Source organism: Citrobacter sp. LST-B2, assembly GCF_057983045.1.
Window position 1 is genome coordinate 2,938,355 of the sequence record NZ_CP192598.1, and the last position, 20,860, is coordinate 2,959,214.

At 54.8% G+C, this 20,860-nt stretch carries 25 protein-coding genes; 17 read left to right on the forward strand and 8 right to left on the reverse strand.

Features of this window, described 5'->3' with window-relative positions; all coding sequences use genetic code 11:
- Positions 1–194 precede the first annotated feature (194 nt).
- From fliF to rcsA, 14 genes are all read left to right on the forward strand, one after another.
- Positions 195–1,889, forward strand: a complete 1,695-nt coding sequence (gene fliF / locus ACQ0PY_RS14150) for a flagellar basal-body MS-ring/collar protein FliF (RefSeq protein WP_043000290.1) — start codon at positions 195–197, stop codon at positions 1,887–1,889.
- On the forward strand, positions 1,882–2,880 hold the full coding sequence (gene fliG, locus ACQ0PY_RS14155; RefSeq protein ID WP_042318283.1) for a flagellar motor switch protein FliG: 999 nt from the start codon (positions 1,882–1,884) through the stop codon (positions 2,878–2,880). The genes fliF and fliG overlap by 8 nt, the downstream gene beginning before the upstream one ends.
- Complete coding sequence (gene fliH / locus ACQ0PY_RS14160) at positions 2,873–3,577, forward strand: flagellar assembly protein FliH (RefSeq protein ID WP_043000289.1); 705 nt, start codon at positions 2,873–2,875, stop codon at positions 3,575–3,577. The genes fliG and fliH overlap by 8 nt, the downstream gene beginning before the upstream one ends.
- Complete coding sequence (gene fliI / locus ACQ0PY_RS14165) at positions 3,577–4,947, forward strand: flagellar protein export ATPase FliI (RefSeq protein ID WP_043000288.1); 1,371 nt, start codon at positions 3,577–3,579, stop codon at positions 4,945–4,947. The genes fliH and fliI overlap by 1 nt, the downstream gene beginning before the upstream one ends.
- A 21-nt stretch (positions 4,948–4,968) precedes the next feature.
- Positions 4,969–5,412 (forward strand): flagellar export protein FliJ, encoded by a 444-nt coding sequence (gene fliJ, locus ACQ0PY_RS14170; RefSeq protein ID WP_043001895.1) that lies wholly within the window; start codon positions 4,969–4,971, stop codon positions 5,410–5,412.
- Positions 5,409–6,620, forward strand: coding sequence for a flagellar hook length control protein FliK (fliK, locus tag ACQ0PY_RS14175; RefSeq protein ID WP_109740341.1), 1,212 nt, complete (start codon positions 5,409–5,411; stop codon positions 6,618–6,620). Before fliJ ends, fliK begins: the two co-directional genes overlap by 4 nt.
- A gap of 104 nt (positions 6,621–6,724) precedes the next feature.
- The gene (gene fliL, locus ACQ0PY_RS14180; protein ID WP_043000286.1) at positions 6,725–7,189 is read left to right on the forward strand and encodes a flagellar basal body-associated protein FliL; all 465 of its coding nucleotides are present in this window, start codon (positions 6,725–6,727) and stop codon (positions 7,187–7,189) included.
- Positions 7,190–7,193: 4 nt separating this feature from the next.
- Positions 7,194–8,198 (forward strand): flagellar motor switch protein FliM, encoded by a 1,005-nt coding sequence (gene fliM, locus ACQ0PY_RS14185; RefSeq protein WP_104446666.1) that lies wholly within the window; start codon positions 7,194–7,196, stop codon positions 8,196–8,198.
- Positions 8,195–8,608, forward strand: coding sequence for a flagellar motor switch protein FliN (gene fliN, locus ACQ0PY_RS14190; RefSeq protein ID WP_042318274.1), 414 nt, complete (start codon positions 8,195–8,197; stop codon positions 8,606–8,608). Before fliM ends, fliN begins: the two co-directional genes overlap by 4 nt.
- Complete coding sequence (gene fliO / locus ACQ0PY_RS14195) at positions 8,608–8,985, forward strand: flagellar biosynthetic protein FliO (RefSeq protein ID WP_080721833.1); 378 nt, start codon at positions 8,608–8,610, stop codon at positions 8,983–8,985. The genes fliN and fliO overlap by 1 nt, the downstream gene beginning before the upstream one ends.
- Positions 8,985–9,722 (forward strand): flagellar type III secretion system pore protein FliP, encoded by a 738-nt coding sequence (gene fliP, locus ACQ0PY_RS14200; RefSeq protein WP_043000284.1) that lies wholly within the window; start codon positions 8,985–8,987, stop codon positions 9,720–9,722. The genes fliO and fliP overlap by 1 nt, the downstream gene beginning before the upstream one ends.
- A gap of 9 nt (positions 9,723–9,731) precedes the next feature.
- Positions 9,732–10,001, forward strand: a complete 270-nt coding sequence (gene fliQ, locus ACQ0PY_RS14205) for a flagellar biosynthesis protein FliQ (protein WP_044257593.1) — start codon at positions 9,732–9,734, stop codon at positions 9,999–10,001.
- An 8-nt stretch (positions 10,002–10,009) separates the two neighbouring features.
- Entirely contained in the window at positions 10,010–10,804 is a 795-nt protein-coding gene (fliR, locus tag ACQ0PY_RS14210; RefSeq protein ID WP_043000282.1) for a flagellar biosynthetic protein FliR, read from the forward strand.
- Positions 10,805–11,083: 279 nt separating this feature from the next.
- Positions 11,084–11,707 (forward strand): transcriptional regulator RcsA, encoded by a 624-nt coding sequence (gene rcsA / locus ACQ0PY_RS14215; protein ID WP_043000281.1) that lies wholly within the window; start codon positions 11,084–11,086, stop codon positions 11,705–11,707.
- A gap of 55 nt (positions 11,708–11,762) precedes the next feature.
- Here the strand turns inward: rcsA and dsrB are convergent, their stop codons facing one another.
- Positions 11,763–11,951: a protein DsrB gene (gene dsrB / locus ACQ0PY_RS14220; RefSeq protein ID WP_042318262.1), complete on the reverse strand. Its 189-nt coding sequence runs from the start codon at positions 11,949–11,951 to the stop codon at positions 11,763–11,765.
- A gap of 129 nt (positions 11,952–12,080) precedes the next feature.
- Between dsrB and yodD the strand changes: the two genes are divergently transcribed.
- Together yodD and ACQ0PY_RS14230 are read left to right on the forward strand one after the other, a co-directional pair.
- Positions 12,081–12,308 (forward strand): YodD family peroxide/acid resistance protein, encoded by a 228-nt coding sequence (yodD, locus tag ACQ0PY_RS14225; protein ID WP_042318260.1) that lies wholly within the window; start codon positions 12,081–12,083, stop codon positions 12,306–12,308.
- 290 nt (positions 12,309–12,598) lie between these two features.
- On the forward strand, positions 12,599–13,414 hold the full coding sequence (locus ACQ0PY_RS14230) for a mannosyl-3-phosphoglycerate phosphatase-related protein (RefSeq protein ID WP_044266928.1): 816 nt from the start codon (positions 12,599–12,601) through the stop codon (positions 13,412–13,414).
- Here ACQ0PY_RS14230 and dgcQ read toward each other — a convergent pair.
- The 3 genes from dgcQ to ACQ0PY_RS14245 form a co-directional block, all read right to left on the reverse strand.
- Complete coding sequence (gene dgcQ, locus ACQ0PY_RS14235) at positions 13,411–15,105, reverse strand: cellulose biosynthesis regulator diguanylate cyclase DgcQ (RefSeq protein ID WP_109740342.1); 1,695 nt, start codon at positions 15,103–15,105, stop codon at positions 13,411–13,413. The genes ACQ0PY_RS14230 and dgcQ overlap by 4 nt on opposite strands.
- 118 nt (positions 15,106–15,223) lie before the next feature.
- On the reverse strand, positions 15,224–15,406 hold the full coding sequence (locus ACQ0PY_RS14240) for a YodC family protein (RefSeq protein ID WP_043000278.1): 183 nt from the start codon (positions 15,404–15,406) through the stop codon (positions 15,224–15,226).
- 75 nt (positions 15,407–15,481) lie between these two features.
- Positions 15,482–16,399 (reverse strand): DUF808 domain-containing protein, encoded by a 918-nt coding sequence (locus ACQ0PY_RS14245; protein WP_109740343.1) that lies wholly within the window; start codon positions 16,397–16,399, stop codon positions 15,482–15,484.
- Positions 16,400–16,570: 171 nt separating this feature from the next.
- On the opposite strand from ACQ0PY_RS14245, the gene yedA reads away from it, so the two are divergent.
- Positions 16,571–17,491, forward strand: a complete 921-nt coding sequence (gene yedA / locus ACQ0PY_RS14250) for a drug/metabolite exporter YedA (RefSeq protein WP_109740344.1) — start codon at positions 16,571–16,573, stop codon at positions 17,489–17,491.
- Here the strand turns inward: yedA and ACQ0PY_RS14255 are convergent.
- Genes ACQ0PY_RS14255 through drpB form a run of 4 tightly spaced genes read right to left on the reverse strand, consistent with a single transcriptional unit; the run spans position 17,483 to position 20,435 of the window.
- Entirely contained in the window at positions 17,483–17,950 is a 468-nt protein-coding gene (locus ACQ0PY_RS14255) for a very short patch repair endonuclease (RefSeq protein WP_044257588.1), read from the reverse strand. The genes yedA and ACQ0PY_RS14255 overlap by 9 nt on opposite strands.
- A complete protein-coding gene (locus ACQ0PY_RS14260; protein ID WP_044266920.1) occupies positions 17,931–19,364 on the reverse strand; it encodes a DNA cytosine methyltransferase in 1,434 nt (477 codons plus the stop codon). The genes ACQ0PY_RS14255 and ACQ0PY_RS14260 overlap by 20 nt, the downstream gene beginning before the upstream one ends.
- A gap of 50 nt (positions 19,365–19,414) precedes the next feature.
- A complete protein-coding gene (locus ACQ0PY_RS14265) occupies positions 19,415–20,113 on the reverse strand; it encodes a phosphohydrolase (protein ID WP_043000273.1) in 699 nt (232 codons plus the stop codon).
- 52 nt (positions 20,114–20,165) lie between these two features.
- Positions 20,166–20,435: a cell division protein DrpB gene (gene drpB / locus ACQ0PY_RS14270; RefSeq protein ID WP_072200637.1), complete on the reverse strand. Its 270-nt coding sequence runs from the start codon at positions 20,433–20,435 to the stop codon at positions 20,166–20,168.
- Positions 20,436–20,860: the final 425 nt, after the last annotated feature.

Consider the following 20,860-nt stretch of genomic DNA (forward strand, 5'->3'; position numbering starts at 1 on the left):
TACGCAGCAGAGATTACCAGTTTGTCAATAAGATAAAGGCGCTAAATAACGATAAAAAACCCCGGTTTTTGCCGCATAGAAAAAAACGAAACCGCAAATAATGAGACCGTCAATTTTTCGATTTTGCTGACCCGGGAGTGAGTCTTGTTCCACTTTGCAAATAAAGCCGTCCACGAGCAGTCACGAGGTGCGAGATGAACGCGACTGCATCGGCTGCAACCCAATCTAAACCTCTCGAGTGGCTTAATCGCCTGCGTGCGAATCCCAAAATTCCTCTGATTGTTGCAGGCTCTGCGGCCGTCGCCATTATTGTGGCGATGGTGTTGTGGGCTAAAGCGCCTGATTATCGTACGTTATTCAGCAATTTATCCGATCAGGATGGCGGCGCGATCGTCACCCAGTTGACCCAGATGAACATCCCGTACCGCTTCTCGGAAGGCAGTGGCGCGATTGAAGTTCCCGCCGACAAAGTCCATGAACTGCGCCTGCGTCTTGCCCAACAAGGACTGCCGAAAGGGGGGGCGGTGGGCTTTGAGCTGTTGGATCAGGAAAAGTTCGGCATCAGCCAGTTTAGCGAGCAGGTTAACTACCAGCGTGCGCTGGAAGGCGAACTGGCACGCACCATCGAAACCCTTGGCCCGGTTAAGCGCGCCCGCGTACATCTGGCAATGCCCAAGCCGTCTCTGTTCGTGCGTGAACAGAAATCCCCTTCAGCCTCGGTGACCGTCAATCTGGAACCGGGGCGTGCGCTGGATGAAGGCCAAATCACTGCGGTCGTCCATCTGGTTTCCAGCGCGGTAGCCGGTCTGCCGCCGGGCAATGTAACGCTGGTCGATCAGGCTGGTCATCTGCTCACGCAGTCGAATACCAGCAGTCGCGATCTGAACGACGCACAGCTGAAATACGCCAGCGACGTGGAAGGCCGTGTCCAGCGCCGTATCGAATCGATCCTGTCACCGATTGTCGGTAACGGGAATGTCCACGCGCAGGTCACCGCGCAGCTGGATTTCGCCAATAAAGAGCAGACAGAAGAACAGTATCGGCCAAACGGCGATGCCTCTCAGGCCGTGCTGCGTTCGCGTCAACTGAATGAAAGCGAGCAAATTGGCTCCGGTCTGCCCGGTGGCGTACCGGGTGCGCTGTCCAACCAGCCTGCCCCAGCCAATACGGCGCCGATCACCACGCCGCCCGCGAATCAGCAAAATGCGCAGAATGCACAAAATGGACAGAACGCGCAGCAGCAGACGGCCACCAGTGCCAGTGCTGGTCCACGTAATACCCAACGCAACGAAACCAGCAACTATGAAGTTGACCGCACCATTCGCCACACAAAAATGAACGTTGGCGATATACAGCGACTCTCCGTCGCCGTGGTCGTGAACTACAAAACGTTGCCGGATGGCAAACCGCTGCCGCTCACTGCCGATCAAATGAAGCAGATTGAAGATTTGACCCGTGAAGCAATGGGCTTCTCGGACAAGCGCGGCGATACCCTGAACGTGGTCAACTCACCGTTCAGCGCTACCGATGACAACGCTGGCGAACTGCCGTTCTGGAAACAGCCGTTGTTTATCGAACAGTTGATCTCGGCCGGACGTTGGTTGCTGGTGCTGTTGGTGGCATGGATCCTGTGGCGCAAAGCGATTCGTCCGCAGTTGACCCGTCGCGCTGAAGAGGCGAAAGCCGCGCAGGAACGCGAGCAACTCCGTCAGGAGACCGAAGAAGCCGTTGAGGTTCGCCTCAGTAAAGATGAGCAGACTCAGCAGCGTCGTGCAAATCAGCGCCTGGGCGCCGAAGTGATGAGCCAGCGCATTCGCGAAATGTCAGATAACGATCCGCGCGTCGTGGCGCTGGTCATTCGCCAGTGGATGAATAACGATCATGAGTAATGCTCTTTCCGGTACCGATAAAAGCGTCATCCTGTTGATGACCATTGGCGAAGATCGCGCGGCGGAAGTGTTCAAACACCTCTCCCAGCGCGAAGTGCAGACCCTGAGCGCCGCTATGGCGAACGTCCGCCAGATCTCCAACAAACAGCTGACCGACGTGCTGGCGGAGTTTGAGCAGGAAGCCGAGCAGTTCGCCGCCCTGAACATCAATGCCAACGAATATCTGCGTTCGGTACTGGTGAAGGCGCTGGGCGAAGAGCGAGCCTCCAGCCTGCTGGAAGATATTCTTGAAACCCGTGATACCGCCAGCGGCATTGAAACGCTCAACTTTATGGAGCCGCAAAGCGCCGCCGACCTTATCCGCGACGAACACCCGCAGATTATCGCCACCATCCTCGTGCACCTCAAACGCGGTCAGGCGGCGGATATCCTGGCGCTGTTCGACGAACGTCTGCGTCACGATGTCATGCTGCGTATCGCCACCTTCGGCGGCGTACAGCCTGCCGCGCTGGCGGAACTGACCGAAGTGCTCAACGGCCTGCTCGACGGTCAGAACCTCAAGCGCAGCAAAATGGGCGGCGTGAGAACGGCGGCAGAAATTATCAACCTGATGAAAACGCAGCAAGAAGAAGCGGTTATTACCGCTGTGCGCGAATTCGACGGCGAGCTGGCACAAAAAATTATCGACGAGATGTTCCTGTTCGAAAACCTGGTCGATGTGGACGACCGCAGCATCCAGCGTTTACTACAGGAAGTGGATTCCGAGTCGCTGCTGATCGCCCTGAAAGGCGCGGAACAGCCGCTGCGCGAGAAGTTCCTGCGCAATATGTCGCAACGTGCGGCAGATATCCTGCGCGACGACCTCGCCAACCGTGGCCCGGTGCGTTTGTCGCAAGTGGAAAACGAACAGAAGGCCATTCTGTTGATTGTGCGTCGTCTGGCCGAGACCGGCGAGATGATGATTGGCAGCGGCGAGGATACTTATGTCTAACGAGCTGCCGTGGAAAATCTGGACCCCGGACGATCTCGCGCCGCCGCTGGCTGAATTTGTGCCCATGGAGCACGACGATGACCCCGTGTCTGAAGAGGACGAACCCGAGATCAGTGCGGAACAACAGCTTGAGCAACAGTTAGCCCAGCTGAAAATTCAGGCCCACGAGCAAGGTTACAACGCGGGACTGGCGGAAGGACGGAAGTCCGGTCATGAACAAGGCTATCAGGAAGGGTTGGCACAAGGGCTTGAACAGGGCCAGGTGCAGGCGCGCACCCAGCAGGCCCCGCTTCATGCGCGGATGCAACAACTGGTCAGCGAATTCCAGCACACGCTGGACGCGCTGGACAGCGTGATCGCTTCGCGTCTGATGCAGATGGCGCTGGAAGCCGCGCGTCAGGTCATTGGTCAGACGCCCGCGGTGGATAATTCCGCCTTAATCAAGCAGATCCAACAGCTCTTACAACAGGAGCCCCTGTTCAGCGGCAAACCGCAGCTGCGCGTCCATCCGGATGATTTACAGCGCGTTGAAGAGATGCTCGGTGCCACCCTCAGCCTGCACGGCTGGCGTTTGCGTGGCGATCCGACCCTGCACCATGGCGGCTGCAAAGTTTCTGCGGATGAAGGCGATCTCGACGCCAGCGTGGCGACCCGCTGGCAAGAACTGTGTCGTCTGGCCGCGCCGGGAGTGATCTGATGACCTCACGCCTGACTCGCTGGTTGACGACGCTGGATAATTTCGAAGCCAAAATGGCGCAGCTTCCGGCCGTTCGTCGTTACGGACGACTGACCCGCGCCACCGGCCTGGTTCTGGAGGCCACCGGGTTGCAGTTGCCGCTCGGCGCGACCTGCGTGATTGAACGCCAGGACGGAACGGAAACCCGCGAAGTGGAAAGTGAAGTGGTGGGCTTTAACGGTCAGCGCCTGTTTCTGATGCCGCTCGAAGAGGTCGAAGGCATTCTGCCCGGCGCGCGTGTCTACGCCAAAAACATCGCCGGTGAAGGGTTGCAAAGCGGTAAACAGTTGCCGCTGGGTCCGGCGCTGTTAGGTCGCGTGCTCGACGGCAGCGGCAAACCGCTTGACGGCCTTCCCTCCCCCGACACCACGGAAACCGGAGCGCTGATTACCCAGCCGTTTAACCCGTTGCAGCGTACGCCGATTGAGCATGTGCTGGATACCGGCGTGCGCCCGATCAACGCCCTGTTAACCGTCGGTCGCGGCCAGCGTATGGGGCTGTTCGCCGGTTCCGGCGTCGGGAAAAGCGTGCTGCTTGGCATGATGGCGCGCTATACCCGCGCCGACGTCATCGTCGTTGGACTGATTGGCGAACGTGGCCGCGAAGTGAAGGATTTCATCGAAAACATTCTCGGTGCCGACGGACGCGCGCGTTCGGTCGTGATCGCCGCGCCGGCGGACGTGTCGCCCTTACTGCGCATGCAGGGTGCCGCTTATGCCACCCGTATCGCCGAGGATTTCCGCGATCGCGGTCAGCACGTGCTGCTGATCATGGATTCCCTGACCCGTTATGCCATGGCCCAGCGTGAAATCGCGCTGGCGATCGGTGAACCACCGGCCACCAAAGGCTATCCGCCGTCGGTCTTCGCCAAACTTCCGGCGCTGGTTGAACGCGCAGGTAACGGGATCCACGGCGGCGGTTCCATCACCGCCTTTTATACGGTACTGACCGAAGGCGACGATCAGCAGGACCCGATTGCCGACTCGGCGCGAGCCATCCTTGATGGTCACATTGTGCTGTCGCGACGTCTGGCGGAGGCCGGACACTACCCCGCTATCGACATTGAAGCATCGATCAGCCGTGCGATGACGGCGCTGATAACGGAACAACACTACGCCAAAGTGCGTCACTTCAAGCAGTTGCTATCGAGCTTCCAGCGCAACCGCGATCTCGTCAGCGTCGGCGCCTATGCCAAAGGCAGCGATCCGATGCTCGATAAAGCCATCGCGCTGTGGCCACAACTGGAGGCGTTTTTGCAGCAAGGTATTTTCGAACGCGCTGACTGGGAGGATTCTCTGTCGGCGCTCGATCTGATTTTCCCGACGGTGTGATGAAGCAAGAGGGTAATGGTCATGGCTGAACATGGTGCACTGGCAACACTCAAAGATCTCGCCGAAAAAGAGGTGGATGACGCGGCGCTGCTGTTAGGTGAAATGCGCCGCGGTTTTCAGCAGGCGGAAGAACAGCTCACGATGCTGCTTGACTACCAGAATGAATATCGCAGCAACCTCAACAACGATATGAGTCAGGGGATTGCCAGTAATCGCTGGATTAACTATCAGCAATTTATTCAGACCCTGGAAAAAGCGGTGGAACAACACCGCCAGCAGTTAACGCAGTGGACGCAAAAAGTAGATATGGCGCTGAACAGCTGGCGTGAAAAAAAACAACGGCTTCAGGCCTGGCAAACCTTACAAGACAGACAGAACGCGGCGGCCTTACTGGCTGAAAACCGCCTGGATCAGAAAAAAATGGATGAATTTGCGCAGCGTGCAGCAATGAGGAAACCAGAATGATCACTTTACCCCAACGGGTCACCACGGACACTGACCTTATTACCGGCTTGTCGTCCGGTAAGGCGACGGATTCCGCCCAGGATTTTCTGACCCTGCTGGCAGGCGCATTAGGCGCAGGCGACGCACAGAGTAAAGACGCGCCGCTGACGTTAGCCGATTTACAGGCCGCCAGCGGCAAACTGCAAAAAGGCCTGCTGGCACAGGACGGTGACGCTTCGCAGACCGTGAAACTGGCCGACCTGTTAGCGGCCAAAGAAGGACAGTCTGAAGAGTTGCAAAAAGGACTGAGCGATGCGCAGGCCCTGCTGTCCGCCCTGACGCCCACACAAAAGAGCAGTGCGCTCGCGGCCCTGCGCCAGTCCGCGCAGAAAGATGAAGGTGCCACGGCTCTCAGCGATGACGATCTCGCCAACCTCAGCGCCCTTTTCGCCATGCTGCCGGGTCAACCGGGAATGACGACACCGCCGGTAACTACCGGTGAAAAAGGGCGTGTGCTGAGCACCACGTTGAGCACCGATCCCCGTTCGCTCGCGCAGGCCGCGACCAGTCCGTTGACCCATGACGATGCGAAAAAAAACAAAATGGACAATGCCACGCCGGTGATCGCTGCGGAAAGCGCTAAAGGTCAGCCGGTCACTACGCCTGTGGTGGCTGCCGCTGCCGTCAACGCGGAGATCGACAGTACGCCTTCACCTGTGACGCCAGGCATCGCGATGACCACAACCCCGCATTCCGCCTCACAGCCGCTGCCCACCAGCGCCGCACCGGTTCTGAGCGCACCGTTGGGTAGCCATGAGTGGCAGCAATCCCTGAGTCAACACATCACGCTGTTTACCCGTCAGGGTCAGCAGAGCGCGGAACTGCGTCTGCATCCGGAAGATCTGGGTCAGGTACAAATCTCGCTTAAACTTGATGATAACCAGGCACAATTGCAGATGGTCTCAGCCCATAGTCACGTTCGCGCGGCGCTGGAAGCCGCCCTGCCGACGCTGCGCACGCAACTGGCGGAAAGTGGCATTCAACTGGGACAAAGCAGCATTAGCAGCGAGAGTTTCGCCGACCAGCAGCACGCCTCATCCCAACAGCAGCAGACGGCTCGCACGCAGGGACAGGATCGGCTCATGGTTGATGACGAGAGCGAGCTGGCGGTTCCCGCTTCGCTCCAGTCCGCCGCACGCGGTAATGGCGCCGTCGATATCTTCGCCTAACGCCAGAGGTAGCACGATTATCCGCGTCTTTTCCACGCTTTGTCGTGGTCAGGACACGGGATAATCAGCCGATAAGCTGTACCGAAACAGGAAGCCCGTATCAGATGACTGATTCCGCGATTAGCAAAAAGAGCAAACGCTCAATTTGGATCCCGCTGCTGGTAATCATTACCCTTGCCGCTTGCGCCACCGCAGGCTATAGCTACTGGCGTATGCAGCAGCATCCCACTCCGGCGGCCAATGAACCACCGCCGCCGCCTGCACCGGTGTTCTTCGCCCTGGATACGTTTACCGTCAATCTGGGCGATGCGGATCGCGTTCTGTATATCGGCGTGACGCTGCGTCTGAAGGATGAAGCCACGCGCACGCGCCTGAACGAATATTTGCCAGAAGTCCGTAGCCGTCTGCTATTGCTGTTCTCTCGTCAGGACGCCAACGCACTGTCTACCGAAGAAGGTAAGCAAAAATTGATCGCGGCGATTAAAGAGACGCTTTCCCCTCCGCTCGTTGCCGGACAACCCAAACAGGACGTCACCGACGTGCTGTATACAGCTTTCATTCTGCGGTAAAGACATGGGCGACAGTATTCTTTCTCAGGCTGAAATCGATGCGCTGTTGAATGGCGACAGCGACACGAAAGACGAGCCGACTCCGGGTATCGCGGGCGACAGCGAAATTCGCCCGTACGATCCCAATACCCAGCGTCGCGTAGTGCGCGAGCGTCTGCAGGCGCTGGAGATCATCAACGAACGTTTTGCCCGTCAGTTCCGGATGGGGTTGTTTAACCTGTTGCGTCGTAGTCCGGATATCACCGTCGGCGCGATCCGCATTCAGCCGTATCACGAGTTTGCTCGTAACCTGCCGGTACCGACCAACCTGAACCTGATCCACCTGAAGCCGCTGCGCGGTACGGGTCTGGTAGTGTTCTCGCCGAGCCTGGTGTTTATCGCCGTCGACAACCTGTTTGGCGGTGATGGCCGCTTCCCGACGAAAGTGGAAGGCCGCGAGTTTACCCACACCGAACAGCGCGTCATCAACCGCATGCTGAAACTGGCGCTGGAAGGTTATAGCGACGCCTGGAAGGCGATCAATCCGCTGGAAGTGGAATACGTGCGTTCTGAAATGCAGGTGAAGTTTACCAACATCACCACGTCACCGAACGATATCGTGGTCAATACCCCTTTCCATGTCGAGATTGGCAACCTGACCGGTGAGTTCAACATCTGTTTGCCGTTCAGCATGATTGAACCGCTGCGCGAACTGCTGGTGAACCCGCCGCTGGAAAACTCCCGCAATGAAGATCAGAACTGGCGCGACAATCTGGTGCGTCAGGTTCAACACTCCGAGCTGGAGCTGGTAGCGAACTTTGCCGATATTCCGCTGCGCCTTTCTCAGATATTAAAACTGCAACCCGGCGATGTGCTGCCAATAGAAAAACCAGACCGCATTATTGCTCATGTGGACGGTGTACCTGTACTGACCAGCCAATACGGCACGGTTAACGGCCAGTATGCGTTACGCGTGGAACATTTGATTAACCCGATTTTGAATTCACTGAATGAGGAACAGCCCAAATGAGTGACATGAATAATCCGTCTGATGAGAACACTGGCGCATTGGACGATCTGTGGGCTGACGCGTTAAACGAGCAAAAAACCACGACCAGCAAAAGTGCGGCCGACGCCGTTTTCCAGCAGCTTGGCGGTGGCGATGTCAGCGGCACGCTACAGGATATCGATCTAATCATGGATATTCCGGTCAAACTGACCGTTGAATTGGGCCGCACGCGGATGACCATTAAGGAGCTGCTGCGTCTGACGCAGGGTTCCGTGGTGGCGCTGGACGGCCTGGCGGGTGAACCGCTGGATATCCTGATCAACGGCTATCTGATCGCCCAGGGTGAAGTGGTGGTCGTGGCCGATAAATACGGTGTACGCATTACCGACATCATCACCCCGTCCGAGCGTATGCGTCGTCTGAGTCGTTAATCATGAAAACCCAGGCCACCGTTCAACAGCCTTCTGCCGTACCGGGCTCGCCTTTGATGCAGGTAAGCGGCGCGCTGTTGGGGATCATCCTGTTGATCCTGGTAGCCGCCTGGGTAATCAAGCGCCTGGGTTTTGCGCCGAAAGGCGGCAGTACGCGCAGCCTGAAAGTCTCCGCCAGTACCTCATTGGGTCCGCGCGAGCGGGTGGTGATTGTGGATGTTGAGGATGCACGGCTGGTGCTTGGCGTCACGGCGTCAACCATCAATGTGCTGCATACCCTCCCCCCAGCCCCTGTCGTGCCAGAAGAGACGCCGTCTGCTCCTGCCGATTTTCAGGCCATGATGAAGAGTTTGCTTAAGCGTTCCGGGAGATCCTGATGCGCCGTTTGTTATCCCTTACGCTGACCGGTCTATGGCTAATCAGCCCCGCCGCACTGGCGCAACTTCCTGGACTGGTGAGCCAACCGCTGCCCGGCGGTGGACAAAGCTGGTCGCTCCCCGTACAGACGCTGGTCTTCATCACCTCGCTGACCTTTATTCCGGCTATTTTGCTGATGATGACCAGCTTCACCCGCATCATCATCGTCTTCGGTCTGTTGCGTAATGCGCTCGGTACACCGTCCGCACCGCCAAACCAGGTGCTGCTGGGACTGGCGCTGTTCCTGACCTTTTTCATCATGTCGCCGGTCATCGACAAGATTTATGTTGAGGCCTATCAACCGTTCAGCGAAGAGAAAATCTCGATGCAGGAAGCGCTGGACAAAGGCGCACAGCCGCTACGTGAATTTATGCTGCGCCAGACCCGCGAAGCCGATCTGGCCCTGTTCGCCCGTCTGGCAAACAGCGGTCCGCTTCAGGGGCCAGAAGCGGTACCGATGCGCATTTTGCTTCCCGCCTATGTGACCAGCGAGCTGAAAACCGCGTTCCAGATCGGCTTTACGATTTTCATTCCTTTCCTGATTATCGACCTGGTGATCGCCAGCGTGCTGATGGCGCTGGGGATGATGATGGTTCCCCCGGCAACCATTGCCCTCCCGTTCAAACTGATGTTGTTCGTGCTGGTTGATGGCTGGCAACTGCTGGTGGGTTCGCTTGCACAAAGTTTCTACAGTTAGAGGCGAAAAATGACACCCGAATCGGTCATGATGATTGGCACCGAGGCCATGAAAGTTGCCCTGGCGCTTGCCGCCCCCCTGCTGCTGGTCGCGCTGGTGACGGGGCTTATCATCAGTATTTTACAGGCCGCCACACAGATTAACGAAATGACACTGTCGTTTATCCCGAAAATCGTGGCGGTGTTTACGGCGATTATCGTGGCCGGTCCGTGGATGCTGAATTTGCTGCTGGATTACGTGCGCACGCTGTTCACCAACCTGCCATACATCATCGGGTAAGACGACGGATGTTGCAGGTAACCAGCGATCAATGGCTGCAGTGGCTGAGCCTCTATTTCTGGCCGCTGCTGCGCGTACTGGCGCTGATTACTACCGCTCCGATCCTCAGTGAACGTGCCGTCCCCAAACGGGTGAAACTGGGGTTGGGGATCATCATTACCCTCGTCATTGCCCCTTCGTTGCCGCCTAACGACGTGCCGATTTTTTCGTTTAATGCGCTATGGCTGGCGATGCAGCAAATTCTGATCGGCATCGCGCTCGGCTTTACCATGCAGTTTGCCTTTGCGGCGGTGCGTACAGCGGGTGAGATTATCGGTCTGCAGATGGGGCTTTCCTTTGCCACCTTTGTCGATCCGGCAAGCCATCTGAATATGCCGGTGCTTGCCAGAATCATTGATATGCTGGCGATGCTGCTGTTCCTGACCTTTGACGGTCATCTGTGGCTGATTTCGCTGTTGGTCGACACGTTCCACACCCTGCCCATTGGCGGTAATCCGGTGAACAGCAACGCGTTTCTGGCGCTGGCCAGAGCGGGCAGCCTGATCTTCCTCAACGGGTTGATGCTGGCGCTGCCGGTCATCACCATGCTGCTAACGCTGAACCTGGCACTGGGATTACTAAATCGTATGGCACCGCAATTATCCGTATTTGTGATTGGTTTTCCGCTTACCCTGACCGTGGGCATCGCGTTAATCGCGGCATTAATGCCGTTGATTGCGCCGTTTTGTGAACACCTATTTAGCGAAATTTTCAATTTATTAGCTGATATTGTTAGTGAATTGCCCGTTAATAATAGTCCATAATGTTTATCTTGTTATTCTAAGGATTATCCTAAAGTCATTCAGTAAAAACATCTACCAGGATAACTCTCACGCGCTTTATTTGTTTTTATCTCACTCACATAACGCAACATTTACTTTACTTTAAGACAATTCCAGGCAAATTATACGTAACTTTACGGGATAGTAAGTCCGCCTGAAAACCGCAAACGCGTCTCATTAGGTGAAGCATTCGGTTCCGTTAAGTTGTGTGAGATATTCGGGCAAGGGGAATTATCGTTACGCATTGAGTGAGGGTAAGCCATGTCAACGATTATTATGGATCTATGCAGTTACACCCGGCTAGGTTTGACCGGGTATCTGGTAAGCAGAGGGGTGAAAAAAAGGGAAATCAACGACATCGAGACCGTTGACGAACTCGACATCGCTTGTGATACACACCAACCTTCTGTGGTGTTTATTAATGAAGACTGTTTTATCCATGACCCAGCCAACAGTCAGCATATAAAGCAAATCATTAATCAACATCCCAATACGTTATTTATTGTTTTTATGGCAATTGCCAATGTGCATTTTGATGAATATCTGTTAGTCAGAAAAAACTTATTGATCAGTTCAAAGTCAATAAAGCCAGAATCCCTGGACGATCTCCTTGGCGATATTCTGAAAAAAGAGACGGATTCCGCCAGTGTAATAAATTTACCGACGTTATCATTAAGTCGTACTGAGTCCAGCATGCTGCGCATGTGGATGGAAGGCCAGGGAACAATTCAAATTTCGGATCAAATGAATATCAAGGCAAAAACGGTGTCATCCCATAAGGGGAATATAAAACGAAAGATAAAGACGCATAACAAACAGGTTATCTATCATGTCGTCAGACTAACCGATAACGTGACCAACGGTATCTTTGTTAACATGCGATGAGACGTCCCGACTGGTGGATGTCCCACCAGCCGGGTTTACATCGGCTGTCGCAATCCTACTCTGCCTTCTCCACAAAGATACCATCCTGATGCCCTGACTCATTAAAGAACCAGATGCCGAGCGGGTAGTCTTCCAGCGAAACCAGGTACATTGTGCCTTCACTAAACTCTTCCACTGCCAGTACCACGCCAGGACGACGAGAACCGCCGTCCGTTTTGACTGTGACCCGATCATTCACCTTCATCATTATCCTCCTGTGGCTTTGTGCCAGTGTAGAACAAAAACCGCTGACTGACAGCGTCTGAGCGGTTCGATTGCGGGTTTTCTCAACGGTCTATACTTAGTCTGTGGCACGGTGAATGACGAGGTTGAAATGAAGACCGCGAAAGAGTACAGCGATACCGCAAAACGTGAAGTCAGCGTCGATGTTGACGCGTTGCTGGCGGCGATTAATGAAATCAGCGAGAGTGAGATCCATCGTAGCGGAAACGACCCGGACAGAGTCAGTGTGGATGGCCGTGAGTATCATACATGGCATGAATTGGCCGAGGCATTTGAGCTCGACATCCATGATTTTAGCGTGACGGAAATTAATCGATGAGCTGCAGCGAAAAAAATCCCGACCCTGACGGGTCGGGATGAAACTTGCTTATGCAAGAAGCACTTGAAAATTCGTTACACCAGGAAATCTGATGTACGCTAAACCTTATCCGCAATTTTTTTGTATGACAAGCAAATATTTTTCAGACAAATGATTAATCCTTCTAATGGTTGGAACGGACCGGCTGCCAGCGCGCCTGATGACGGGATCGATCCCATTTCCCCTTCAGGCCAAACACCCTGTTTTTAGGATTTATCCAGAATACGGCAACCCACGTGACAGGAATAAACATGCTTTCACTCGACGCTCCATTGCTGATTTTTACCGATCTGGATGGCACGCTGCTGGACAGTCACACTTATGACTGGCAGCCTGCCGCCGCCTGGCTCGCCCGACTGCGTGAGAAAAATATTCCGCTGATCCTGTGCAGCAGCAAAACGGCGGCGGAAATGCTGCACATCCAGAAGTTACTCGGCTTACAGGGATTGCCGCTGATTGCTGAGAATGGCGCCGTGGTTGAACTGGACAGCCGTTGGCAGACGCATCCTGACTTCCCGCGACAGATAGCCGGTGCTTCACATGCTGAAATTAGCGCCGTGATTAACAAACTTCGTACCCGATCCTCGTTTAAATTTACGACGTTTGATGATGTCGATGAATCCACCATCGCCGAGTGGACTGGCCTGACACATGCCCAGGCCAGCTTAACGCGCCTGCATGAAGCTTCAGTCACGCTGATCTGGCGCGACAGCGATGATCGAATGGCCGACTTCACCCGACAGCTAAACGACCTGGGATTACAGTTTGTTCAGGGCGCGCGATTCTGGCATGTCCTGGATGCCAGCGCTGGAAAAGATCAGGCTGCAAACGGGCTGATTGATCTCTATCAGCGCCAGTGGAAGCGACGTCCGGTCACCGTCGGACTGGGTGATGGCCCGAATGACGCGCCACTGCTGGAGGCGATGGATTACGCCGTCATCGTGAAAGGCTTAAGTCGCGAAGGGGTAATTTTACGCCCCGACAGCACCGTGCAGGTTTACCGCACGCAGCGAGAGGGGCCGGAAGGCTGGGACGAAGGCATGACCCATTTTTTCGCCACGCCTTAGCCTTTATCCGAGACACAGACCCGGTTACGGCCTGCCTGTTTTGCCAGGTAGAGTCTACGGTCCGCCAGTGACTGGAGCTGCTCAAAATCATAGTCTCCGGTCTCCTGGGTGCTGCTCACCCCGAGTGAGGCGCTAATCCACAACGTGGCGCTTTTCGCCACCAGAATCTCTTTCTCATTCAGCCGCAGGCGGATGCGCTCAGCTATCTGCTCCGCCTGCGCCAGAGACGTTTCCGGCAGGACCACACAGAACTCCTCCCCGCCGACTCGCCCTGCAACATCATAAGTACGCAACGTCCGGCTGATTAAGCCTGCGGCATGCGTTAACACCCGATCCCCGGCCTGATGACCAAAGCGATCATTAATACTTTTGAAGTGGTCCAGATCGATCTGAATAACCGACAGCGGTTGTTTTTGCGTTCGGCAACGCTGAGTCAAGTGCTTAGCTTTTTCAAAGAGCGCGCCGCGGTTATACAAGCGGGTCAGCGTATCGTGCCAGGCCTGCCACTGGAGTGAACTTTGCAGCACAAACATATTGCTGACCATTTGACGGATGACCACCCAGGAGATGATCAGCATCGCGGTGAACAGCGCCCACAGTAACGCCAGCGCAATACTGATGCTGCCGAAATCGCCGTGTACCCCTTCGCTTAAGGTATGTACCCGCACCAGTACGCCATCGAAATGATCCAGACGTTGCCAACTGATGTAGCGGCTCCCCATGCGCAAACCGCCTACGGTATCCTGTTCGATATCGTGCGCGAGCATCGCCAGTTCGCGCTCATCAAAGGTGTTCGCGTTTCTCAATTCCGCCGAGGAACCGGCCAGCAGCTTCAGTTTGCTGTCATAGAGTTGATACACCCCCTCCACGTCCTTATCGATGGCTTCATCCATAAACCGTTCGACTGCCGACACGGGGATGGTCATCGCCAGCACGCCAAGCCAGTAAAAGTGATAATCCAGCGGTACGCTAACGGTCACGCGCTGCTGCTCGTAAGAGAGATCGGGTGACGGCGTGGTGAACCAGCGTACGCCGCGCATGCGGTTTTTTCGCTGCGACTGCTCGGTAAACCAGGGTTGGATCACGTAGTGGTAATATCGGGTAGTAATATCGCTGGACAGCGATGTCGGTAACGTGGAGACGTAAAAGCCCGCGCGCGAGACATACATCGCCTGTTGCGACATCGATGTACGGATGATCGCTAAACGCAACAAATAGCCGACTTCCAGCGCGGCGGTCAGCTCATTATTCAGCGATTGATCGTCACGCGAGAGCAACTGAGTTTGACTTACAAACGCATCAGAAACGCCATTCAGCGGCAGCGTCCGTCGCTTATCCAGCTCAAGCTGCCAGACGCGTGAATGACGCAACTGCTCAAAATGGGTAACCGCATCTCTTAAGACCGAAAACCCCAGCGGGGTGATCAGCGCCTCATGCATCCCGTCACGCAGAAACAGCAGCTTATCCACATTGAATTGCAACTGCTTGTCGAGCGAGTTGGCGACATTTTCCAGATGATTACGCTGGCTGGAGATATAGGCGTCTTCCAGGACGACCACTTCCCGCCAGGTCAGAAGAGTCGAAAAAAACATGACAATCAGAAAGCAGAGATTCACGACGTGGCCAGGGCCGAGTCGCCGCGCCAACGTTTTCAGCCAGCCCCCGTTTTCCATCGTTGCTTCGTGCGGCACTCTGCCCACTCCCTACTCGCTGTTGCTTTCCTAATCCTGGCATAACGCAGTACGTTACGTATTGTTGCCGTCACGCATTTTTTAAGAAAACGCCCGACATCCGCCGGGCGTTTTGTCATCAGGCTTCATCACACCGTCTACAGGTAGCGCCAGCGACGAGTTCATACTCATGGAATGCCTCTCGCTTGACGCCAAACCCATCATACCACCGACACTCCACCATACCGCTGGAATAGCCGGTGACAATCATACGCGGACCGCCCTCTTTCACAGTCACTTCCTCACTGACCAAAAAAACCATGTTACCTCCTGTATCCAGTGAACGTTTTCACCTTAGACGAGGATGTCCGGTTTTGCCTCATTCTGAGGAAGACTTTTAGTGCGCAACCCCGCGCATTCTGGCAACGGCTTTCACCAGCAGCACAACGATGGCACCGATGATAAACCCCAATACCAGATTCAGCAGCGTCGGTAAAATCAACGCCACCACAGCATTTTGCTGCTGGGCAAACTGTTCAATGGCATGATGCAACGGCACAATACCGTGTACCACAATTCCCCCGCCCACCAGGAACATGGCCAGCGTACCCACCACCGACAGTGATTTCATCAGCCACGGCGCGACAACCAGCAGCCCTTTCCCTAATGTCTGCGCCAGCACGCTGGTTTTTTCTGCCAGCCAGTACCCCATATCATCCAGCTTAACGATGAGACCAACCAGGCCATAAACGCCAATGGTCACCACCAGCGCGATGCCTGACAAAACCAGCACCTGGTTGAGCAACGGCGCCTCGGCCACAATCCCGAGCGTAATCGCCACGATCTCTGCTGAAAGAATAAAGTCGGTTCGCACTGCGCCTTTGATTTTATCTTTCTCAAACGCCAGCGGATCCTGCGCCGCCAGCGCTTCCAGCCGCCGCTGTCGCTCAGCCGGATCTTCTTTGTGTTTTCGCGATTCGAAGGTGTGCAGGACTTTCTCCACGCCCTCAAAACAGAGGAAGGCGCCGCCAATCATCAACAACGGCGTAATCGCCCAGGGAATAAAGGCGCTGATGAGCAGCGCCAGCGGCACCAGGATCACTTTGTTAACCAGCGAGCCTTTCGCAACGCTCCAGACCACCGGCAACTCGCGGTTTGCTCTTACCCCCGTCACCTGCTGCGCGTTAAGCGACAGGTCATCCCCCAGTACACCAGCGGTTTTCTTCGCGGCCAGTTTGCCCATCATCGAGATGTCATCCAACAGCGTGGCGATATCATCGAGTAAGGTCAGTAAGCTACTTCCTGCCAAAATTATTCCCTCATTTTTTTATTCTTGAAGCGTTAAGTATGGAGTAAAACACGCGAGGCCGAAACTGGTGTTATTCGTCAACATTTTTTTAACAAGACACATGAATTATATCACTCGCCAGCCTGATAGTTTTCGCGTTTACTATGTCGCTTGTTAGCGTTTTTCACGTGAGGGATTATGCGTTTCAGGCAGTTGTTACCGCTTTTCAGCGCGCTGTTCGCGCTGTATATCATCTGGGGTTCCACCTATTTCGTCATCCGTATCGGTGTGGAAAGTTGGCCGCCGCTGATGATGGCTGGCGTGCGCTTTCTCGCCGCCGGGGGACTGTTAACCGCCTTTTTACTACTGCGCGGCCATAAACTGCCGCCGCTTCGTCCTCTGCTTAACGCGGCGCTGATTGGTATTTTACTGCTGGCCGTCGGCAACGGTCTGGTTACCGTGGCGGAGCATCAAAACGTCCCTTCCGGGATCGCGGCGGTCGTGGTGGCGACGGTGCCGCTATTCACTCTGTGCTTTAGCCATTTCTTTGGCATTAAAACCCGCAGGCTCGAATGGCTGGGGATTGCGATTGGGCTGGCGGGGATCGTGATGCTCAACAGCGGTGGTAATCTGAGCGGCAATCCGTGGGGGGCGATATTAATTCTGATCGGTTCGATCAGTTGGGCGTTTGGCTCCGTCTACGGTTCGCGTATTACGCTACCGGTGGGGATGATGGCCGGCGCAATAGAGATGCTCGCCGCCGGGATCGTACTGATGTGTGCCTCACTGCTCAGCGGTGAAAAACTGACCGCGCTGCCGTCGCTGTCAGGCTTGCTGGCGGTCGGCTACCTGGCGTTGTTTGGTTCCATCATTGCCATCAATGCCTATATGTATTTGATCCGTAACGTCAGCCCCGCGCTGGCAACCAGTTATGCCTATGTGAATCCGGTCGTTGCGGTGTTACTGGGGACGGGACTGGGAGGTGAACGTCTGGCGCCGATTGAATGGCTGGCGCTGGGGGTCATTGTCTTTGCGGTCGTTCTGGTCACGTTGGGGAAATACCTTTTCCCGGCCAAACCGATGCCTGACGCGATGGAAAACAAAAAAACGTTACAGTAAATGCATCCCCTGAGTGTCGATCTGCGCGGGCGCGCCGCCGCCACAGATCCACTCTTCAAGACGTTCTGACAGCGCAGCGTCGCTAAGCTTTTCCCGTCCGCGTAGCGCACATTCCCAGACGATCAGCACCCGCCAGCCCAGTTCCTGTAAATGCTGGATATCGCGGCGATCGCGCGCCACGTTTTTACCAATCTTATCCAGCCAGAAATCGGTGCGCGTCGCGGGCACTTTGAACAGATAACAGTGATGGTGGTGCCAGAAACAGCCGTGGGTAAAAATGACACAGCGATACTCATCCACCACAAAATCAGGACGACCGGGTAGTGAAGCATCCTGAACGCGATAGTCGAGCCCCTGCTCCGTCAGCAGCCCCGCCAGTCGTTTTTCGATAGCCGTATCGCGGGTTGCAATGGCCCGCATGTTTTTACTGCGCGTTGCCTTATCGTGAACGTCCGCCATGAGCGCTCTCTTGCTGCCGTAACGCGACCGCCGCATTAATGTTCTCTTCCAGCAATTTCGCCACGGCGGCGAACGCGGGCACGACCACCGAGTTTCCAAACTGGCGATAGGCCTGGGTGTCAGAAACAGGGATACGGAACTGGTATCCCTGCGGCGACTCGAAGCCCATTAGTCGTGCGCACTCTCTCGGCGTCAGGCGACGTGGACGATGCTGTTGATTTTGCGGATCGTCGAAATTCACTTCCCCGGTGGCGAAATCCCAACCGCGGTCGATCAGAATTTCAGCACCATCTTTGTAATAGCGCGCGGAAAGCGTTCGCGTCACGCTATTCGGATTCGCGGGATCGACCATGCCGTAGCCAAAACCGTTACCTTTCGCCTGATGTTTTTTCGCGTAGCGGTAGAGATATTTCCACAGTACAGGCGTCAACACATATTTGGCTTCAACCACTGGTTCCAGTAATTCCGCCAGCGTCGTCCGCCGCGGCGGGTAACGTGTGCTGATGTTACGCAGGGTAAAGTCGCGCTTCAGGTTCAGATCGCGACGAAACCCGACCAGCACGATGCGTTCCCGGTGCTGCGGCAAAAAATGTTTGCCGTCGATAATTTTCGGATCGTCCGGGCCATTATCCTCTGCATCGGCAACGTCGTAACCCAGAGCGTCCAGCGTCTGCATAATAATGCGGAACGTTTTGCCCTGATCGTGGCTCTTCAGGTTTTTCACGTTTTCCAGAACAAAAATCGGTGGACGGCGGGCATCGATGATTCGCACAACGTCAAAGAACAGAGTTCCCTGAGTATCGCAGGCAAAACCGTGGGCGCGTCCCAGCGCATTTTTCTTCGACACCCCGGCAAGGGAAAACGGCTGGCACGGAAAGCCTGCCAGCAGGACATCATGTTGCGGCACATGCTGACGAATATGGTCCGCCGCCTGACTGTCGCTGACACCTTCGCGATGGCTGAGCGTGATGTCGCGAATGTCTTCATTAAAGTGGTGGCTGGCCGGGTCGCAGTAATAGTTAGCTTTATAGGTACGCACCGCATGTTTGTTCCACTCGCTGGTAAACACGCACTGGCCGCCTATCGCCTCAAATCCGCGACGAATACCGCCAATACCGGCAAAGAGATCGATAAAGCGGAAGGCATAGTGCGGATGGTGCGCTGGCGGCGTGGGCAACAGGGTACGCAAAAACCCCGACTCTCGTTCGCTTAATCGGTGCCAGGCGGAGGCATTCGCCACCACGCGCTTTAAAATGGCCGGACTCCAGTGGTTCTCGCCGATTCCATTCAGATGAGCCACCAGCGTTTTAACATCATAAATTTCCAACAATTTCGCCAATAACGCCTGCGCAACGTCTGCATTGCTGTCTGTTGCGGGAACCAGCGAACCTGTTACTGAAAGATTTTGCTGCATATCGTTAACCGACCAAAAAAGAGTGGCGTCAGGTTAACATAAAATTGGCCTCACGAGTGGCTGGGACTAAACGTGCGGATCACCGCCGGATCGACAGATTCGTATTCCCCTTTTAGCTCCGCGCTCAGTTTTGCCATGTAGTTCACCAGGAAGCCGGCATTATGCCGGGCGAGTTCCCGGCCACGCTCGGTTTGCATGGTGTCGGGCAACGCCAGTAATTTGGTCTGGAAGTGATCAAGGGCAAACTGTTTATCGTTGAGCGCTCGCCGCTCGGCGAAGGGGTCTTCGCCATCAAAAAGCGCCACGCCTAACGCGCCGGAAACCGCAAAAACACGCGCCAGCCCAATCGCGCCCAGCGCTTCAAGTCTGTCGGCATCCTGAACAATTTTCGCTTCCAACGTGAGGGGGGCAATATTTGCGCTAAAACTGTGGGCTTCAATCGCATGGCAAACCGACGCCAGTTGCGACTCGGGGAAAGCAGGAAAATCACGGATGAGGAGACGGCGGGTTTCTGCCGCCGCCAGGACCGACGAGCGATGACGATCCGGATGATTTTTGGCAAGGCTGACAATGTCATGAAAATAACACGCGGTCAGCACAACCAGCTCATCGACCGTCTGTCCCTCCATCAACTGTCGGGATGTCGCCCAGACGCGGCGGAAGTGAAAAATATCATGCGCGGCGTCCTGCCGGGTGTGATGATGGCATAGCCATGCTTCAAATTGTGATTGCCAGTGCTGAAGATCCACAGTGCCTCCCGTACGTTAAGAAAGGCTACAGTAGCAAGTTTCTCCGGCAGCTTCACGTTGGCTGACGACGCGGGCGCGTATACCAGGCGATGCCGCCAAGAATCAGCCCCACCAGCCCAAGTACCAGAAACCCCAGCAAAGCCCCCATCCATTTTCCGCTGGTTGAACCAAGCGAACTTTCAAATCCGGCAACCGGAATTGACTGGATGTGGCTGATCACCCAGGCATAACGAAGCATGGCCCAGACAAAATAGACGCAGAAAGCGTAAAACACCCACAATGCCAGTTTACCGCCCAGACTCCGCGTTGCTCTTTCTTCCATACTGCTCAAAGGAAACTCCATTTTTGTGACGTAACTCGAGAGATTTTTTTGCTCTTTTTTTGTGATTATAGTCACATTTTTCTGTTCTGTGCGTCACAATATAGTCACGAATCATTGATTTTGCAGATGTATTGATCCAGGGCAATTTTAGTTATGTCACAAAACACTCTGTTATTTCCATTTATTTTCAAAAATATCCAGACTCCTGTTTATTTACTCATATCATAAACAAATAAAACGCCAACCCATCAATCTGGTTTTTGTTTTATATTAATCATGGCACTATAAACGTGTTATTAGCCTTTTTATCATTTAATCATTTTTTTATAACCGGCATTTATGCCGGTTTTTTTTAATTATCACATTCGGCAAATGGGTACGATTGTCATCTGGAAAACATCCAAGTCATCAATATCAAAACAAAA